1 protein-coding gene is annotated in these 1387 nt (G+C 44.0%); it reads right to left on the bottom strand.

The annotated features are described in order from the left end of the window. Positions 1-1387, bottom strand: a 1387-nt coding sequence (locus AC1DUA_RS37760) for a type 2 periplasmic-binding domain-containing protein (protein ID WP_477504588.1), incomplete at both ends; no start/stop codon positions are given.

Below are 1387 nucleotides of genomic sequence, written 5' to 3'. Positions count from 1 at the left end.
GATGTGTTCTTTACATAGTCAGAAATCTGGCTGCGTTTGTTTTTAATTTCTGATGAATCGCTGCCCAGACTTGTATTAATATTGGGGACGATATCGATCATCTTATTTTTCAGGTAGTAGTCTGTTGCGTTTTCTGCTTTATAGGTGTTTTGCCAATCTGTCGTTAGCGCTGTCTTATTCGCTTCAATTGTTGCAGCCCAGTAATTGCTATTATAAAACTCCCCTGTCATCGGATCTTTGGCAAAATCGCTGATGATCATTGTATTGAGCTTGCTTTGTCCGTCCTGATATCCGCCGCCTCCGTACTGATCCGGAACAGGTGTATTTTTCTGGAATGCGGTTTGGCCTACTTCGGTCAGTTTAAATTTACCATCTGCCGTCTTTTCGTAGTTGAAGCCTTCAAATCCATTCACATAGTAGCGCAAGCCTTCTGGAGAGGCCAACCAATCCATGAATTCCATGATCCGATCGGGATCATTGGCTTTGGAACCGATAGCAAACGCTCTTCCATTTCCGTAATAGGCATCACTTGACTGAATGATGTGCGTATCAGCAATCGGAATAGCCACATTCCCGTCACCATTTTTACCTCTTTCAATCGTATTGTAGAACCCTGTTTCCCATGAGTACCATAAGAGAAATACCTGCTTGTTGGTCAGCTTTTCCGATACTTTGTTCCAATCCTGGGTCGGCGAGTCAGGGTCAACCAACCCCATCTGATTTGCTTTAAAATAAAATTGCAGAATTTTCTTGTACATACTGTTGTCATCGATGAGGGGCACAACGTCGCCTTTTGCATTCAACTGCATGGTCGTGGTTCCTTCTGGCTGCTCGTAACCGTACCAATTGCTCAACCAGCGTGCATTTTCCATCGTGCCTCTGCTGTCCCAATCCTTCCACAACGTGATTGGAGCGATCGGCTTACCGTCCGGAGTCTTCGGATATTTCTCATGCATTTGTTTCAGTACATTCAAAAGATCATCCAGATTGTTCAGCTTGGGAGCTCCGACGCCCTTATAATAATCCCAAGGCATAATTGGGCTTGAGTAAGGAATTTGTTCCGAGTATGTCGTTGGTGAAGTATCGGCCTCAAAGGTCGGCAAAGCATAAATCTTGCCACTAGGATTTACTTTTTCGAATGCTGCATTGAAAGGTTTGAAATGATTGTCCACATATTTGGACAGGTTCGGCGTACTCTTGATCTTATCCGAGAGGTCCATAATTAAACCGGCTGGAATTAATTCTTCCAGTTGATTGTTGTTGACGATCAGGAGATCGCCCAAATTACCTGCTGCCGATCTTGTCTTGTATAGCTGATCGCCGGCAATCTGCGGAGCAAGAATGTTCAGAGTGATATTGAACTTATCCTTAATAAGCTTACCATACC

This window comes from Paenibacillus sp. 01T422 (assembly GCF_056398785.1).
This window is presented reverse-complemented; position numbering and strand designations above follow the sequence as displayed.